Source organism: Blastomonas sp. UPD001, from assembly GCF_003426715.1.
Classification (GTDB): domain Bacteria; phylum Pseudomonadota; class Alphaproteobacteria; order Sphingomonadales; family Sphingomonadaceae; genus Blastomonas.
Map to the genome: position 1 here is coordinate 2,492,523 of NZ_QKVT01000001.1, position 4,150 is coordinate 2,496,672.

Here is a 4,150-nt window from a genome sequence, read left to right on the forward strand (position 1 = left end):
AGCAGAGCGCGATGCAGGGCGGGGCGGGGTTTCTCGCCATCGCGCGCTCAGAACCGCACGAGACGGTGCAGCGGCTCGACGACGGCAGCCGCATCACGATCCTGTGCGGGGCCGAAGACACCATGTATGCCGCGTCCGATTCCGTACCCTATTGGCAGTCGCTCTGGCCGGGGTCGCGCGCCGAGATCGTGCCCGGTACCGGGCGCATGCTTCTGTTCCAGCGGCCCGATCTGGTGGCCGCCGCGCTGCGCGGCGAAGGGGCCGGCTGATGGGCCATGCTGCGCAACATTTCGTAGCGTCAAGGCTTGCCCAAAGCTTGCGGTCACGGCTATGCAAGACGGCGCGGGGCGTCATCAAACCATCGGGCCGGGGCAAGCGGCAGAGATAATCGGATCAACCAGCGGGCGCAGCCCTTGCGTTCGCCAGACAAGGGCCTGTCGATGAGCGATAAGAGCAACGTCCAGTTCACCGAGCGCGAGGCGCTGCATTTCCATTCCACCGGACGCCCGGGCAAGATCGAGATCATCGCCTCGAAGCCGATGGCGACCCAGCGCGACCTCAGCCTCGCCTATTCGCCGGGCGTCGCGGTGCCCGTGCGTGCGATCGCCGAAGACCCGGCCACCGCCTATGACTATACCGCCAAGGGCAATCTGGTCGCGGTGATCTCGAACGGCACCGCGATCCTGGGCCTCGGCAATCTCGGCGCGCTCGCCTCCAAGCCGGTGATGGAAGGCAAGGCGGTGCTGTTCAAGCGCTTCGCCGATGTCGATTCGATCGATATCGAGGTGAATACCGAGGATGTCGACCGCTTCATCGAATGCGTCGAACTGCTCGAGCCGAGTTTCGGCGGCATCAACCTGGAAGATATCGGCGCGCCCGCCTGCTTCATCATCGAACAGGCGCTCAAGGAGCGGATGAACATTCCGGTCATGCACGACGACCAGCATGGCACCGCGATCATCTCGGCCGCCGGGCTGCTCAACGCCTGCTACCTGACCGGGCGCGAGCTCAAGGACGTCAAGATGGTGGTCAACGGTGCGGGCGCCGCGGCGATCGCGTGCACCGAGCTGATCAAGGCGATGGGCGTGCCGCACGACAATGTGCTGATGTGCGACCGGTCGGGCGTGATCTATCAGGGCCGCGAGGATCTGGACCAGTGGAAGTCGGCGCATGCCGCCAAGACCGATCGGCGCACGCTCGAAGAGGCGCTCGACGGCGCGGACATCTTCCTCGGCCTGTCGGCTGCGGGCGCGTTGAAACCCGAAATGGTGATGAAGATGGCGCCGCAGCCGATCATCTTCGCCATGGCCAATCCCGATCCCGAGATCACACCGCCCGATGCCAAGGCGGCGCGGCCCGACGCGATCATCGCCACGGGCCGGTCGGATTATCCCAACCAGGTCAACAATGTACTGGGTTTCCCGTTCATCTTCCGCGGCGCGCTCGACGTGCGCGCGACCGCGATCAACGAGGAGATGAAGATCGCGGCGGCCAAGGCGATCGCCGAACTCGCGCGCGAGCAGGTGCCCGAGGAAGTGGCCGCGGCCTATGGCGGCGCGACGCAGAAATTCGGCGTCGACTATATCATCCCCGCGCCGTTCGATCCGCGGCTGATGGAGGTCGTGTCGGGCGCGGTCGCGCAGGCGGCGATGGACACCGGCGTCGCGCAGAAACCGATCGAGGACATGGCGGCCTATCGCCATTCGCTCAAGTCGAGGCTCAACCCCACCACGGCGGTGCTGACCCAGGTGTACAGCGATGCGCGCGCCAACCCCAAGCGCGTCGTCTTCGCCGAGGCCGAGGAAGAGGTGGTGCTGCGCGCGGCGATCCAGTTCCGCGATGGTGGCTATGGCACGCCGGTGCTGGTCGGGCGCGAACAGCGCGTGCGCGACAAGCTGAAGGAACTGGCGGTCGACGATCCGATGGCGTTCGAGGTGCACAACAGCACCAATTCGCCGCTGGTGCCGCGCATGGTCGAGGTGCTCTACGAACGGCTGCAGCGGCGCGGTTACCTCAAGCGCGACGTCAAGCGCATGGTCAACCAGGACCGCAACATCTTCGGTTCGGCGCTGCTCCATCTGGGCGAGGCCGATGCGATGCTGACCGGCATCACGCGTACGTTCGGCCAGTCGATGCGCGAGATCCGCCGCGTGCTCGATCCCAAGCCCGGCCAGACGCCGTTCGGCATCCATGTCATGGTCGGCAAGAGCCACACGGTGTTCCTCGCCGATACCACGGTCAACGAACGCCCGAGCGCCGAGGAGCTGGCATGCATCGCGGAGAATACCGCGCATGTCGCCAAGCGGTTGGGCCACGATCCGCGCGTCGCCTTCCTGTCCTATTCGAACTTCGGCAACCCCCCCGGGCGCTGGCTCGACAACATCCGTGACGCGGTGAGCATCCTCGACGAGCGCGGGGTGACCTTCGAATATGAGGGCGAGATGTCGCCCGATGTCGCGCTCAACCCGAAGCTGATGGCCAATTATCCGTTCTGCCGTCTGTCGGCGCCGGCCAATGTGCTGATCATGCCCGGGCTGCAATCGGCCAATCTGTCGGCCAAGCTGCTGCGCGAACTCGGCGGCGATGCGATGATCGGCCCGATGCTGATCGGCATGGAAAAGCCGGTGCAGATCGCGGCCATGTCGTCGACCGCGGGCGATCTGCTCACGCTGGCGCTGCTCGCCTCGGCGGGCGTGGTCGGCTGATCCCGATCAGGCCTGGGGTGCGGCGGCGAGCGTCCGTCGCACCAGCGCCACCAGATCGTCGGGCGCAAAGGGCTTGGTGATCAGCAGGTTGTGCGGGCAGCTGTCGATCGCGCCGCCGGCATAGCCGGTCATCAGCACGATCGGGATTTCGGGCCAGGCGTGATGCACCTCGGCGGCGAGCGCCTTGCCGTCCATGCGCGGCATGGTGATGTCGCTGAGCAGCAGGTCGGGCCGTTCCTGATCTGCTGCGGCGCGCATCAGCTCGAGCGCGGCCTGGCCGTCCTCGGCCTCGATCACGGTAAAGCCCGCTTCCTGCAGGACGTCGCTGACATGCGCGCGCAGCGCCGCGTTGTCCTCGGCGAGCAGGATCGTGCAGTCCGTGCGGCACATCGGCTCGCCATCGCTGGTGCCCTCGCGGCCGGGCAGATCGTCGAACGCATCGGCGGTGACCGGCAGCCACAGGCTGAGCGTCGTACCCTCGCCCGGCGCGGTTTCGACCGTCACGAACCCGCCCGATTGCGCGACGAATCCCTGGACCTGGCTGAGGCCGAGCCCGGTGCCCTTGCCGATCTCCTTGGTGGTGAAGAACGGCTCGAAAATGTGCGCGGCAATGTCGGGCGGAATGCCCGATCCGGTATCATGCACGCAGAAGCGGACATAGCGGCCCGGCGCGGCGTCGTGGCCGTCGGCCATGTCGTCCTCGCTGCGCAGCGCGTTGCTGGCATGGATCGTGATCGTGCCCGGCTGCTCCATCGCATCGCGCGCGTTGACCACGAGATTGAGCAGCGCGTTTTCGAGCTGGCTGGCATCGACGGTGATCGGCCACAGGCTGTCGGGACACTCGACCACAAGCTCGTGGCGTTCGTCGAGCGCCTGGGCTGCGAGCGGCTCGAGGTCGCGGATCAGTTCGGCGGGCTTGATCAACGTCGGCGTCAGCGACTGGCGGCGCGCATAGGCGAGCAGGCGCTGGGTCAGGTTGGCGGCACGGCTCGCCCCGTCGCGGGCGTTGGCGATCGCCATTTCCGCGCGCTCGACCTGGCCAGAGGCGATGCGCTTCTGCGCGATGTCCAGATTGCCCGAAATGATGGTGAGCAGATTGTTGAAATCATGCGCGATGCCGCCGGTCAGCTGGCCAATCGATTCCATCCGCTGCACTTGCGCCAGCTGCGCTTCGGCGGCGCGGGTGCGCGTGATGTCGCGCGCGATGCCGAAGATCAGCTCGCCCTCGCGCGCCAGACTCCAGCTGGCATAGATCGGCTGGCCATCGCGCCCGCGCATCTCGCGCTCGAGCTGGACATCGGTCTGGCCGCTGGCAAGCTGCACCACATCGGCCTCGTCGGCCTGCGCGAAATAGTCGCGGATATGGCCCTTGCCATCGGCGGGCACCGGGCCGAAAGCCTTTTCCCAAGCAGGGTTGCCCGCCACCAGCATGCCTTCGGCGGTGG

Annotated in this window: 3 protein-coding genes; 2 read left to right on the forward strand and 1 reads right to left on the reverse strand. The window is 66.7% G+C overall.

Features of this window, described 5'->3' with window-relative positions:
• On the forward strand, nucleotides 1-269 hold a 269-nt coding region (locus tag DM995_RS12680), incomplete at its 5' end, for an alpha/beta fold hydrolase (protein WP_198669352.1).
• 171 nt (nucleotides 270-440) lie between these two features.
• A complete protein-coding gene (locus DM995_RS12685; protein ID WP_023836799.1) occupies nucleotides 441-2,705 on the forward strand; it encodes an NADP-dependent malic enzyme in 2,265 nt (754 codons plus the stop codon).
• Nucleotides 2,706-2,711: 6 nt separating this feature from the next.
• Here DM995_RS12685 and DM995_RS12690 read toward each other — a convergent pair.
• Nucleotides 2,712-4,150: ATP-binding protein (locus tag DM995_RS12690; protein ID WP_116969657.1), on the reverse strand; the 1,439-nt coding region annotated here is incomplete at its 5' end.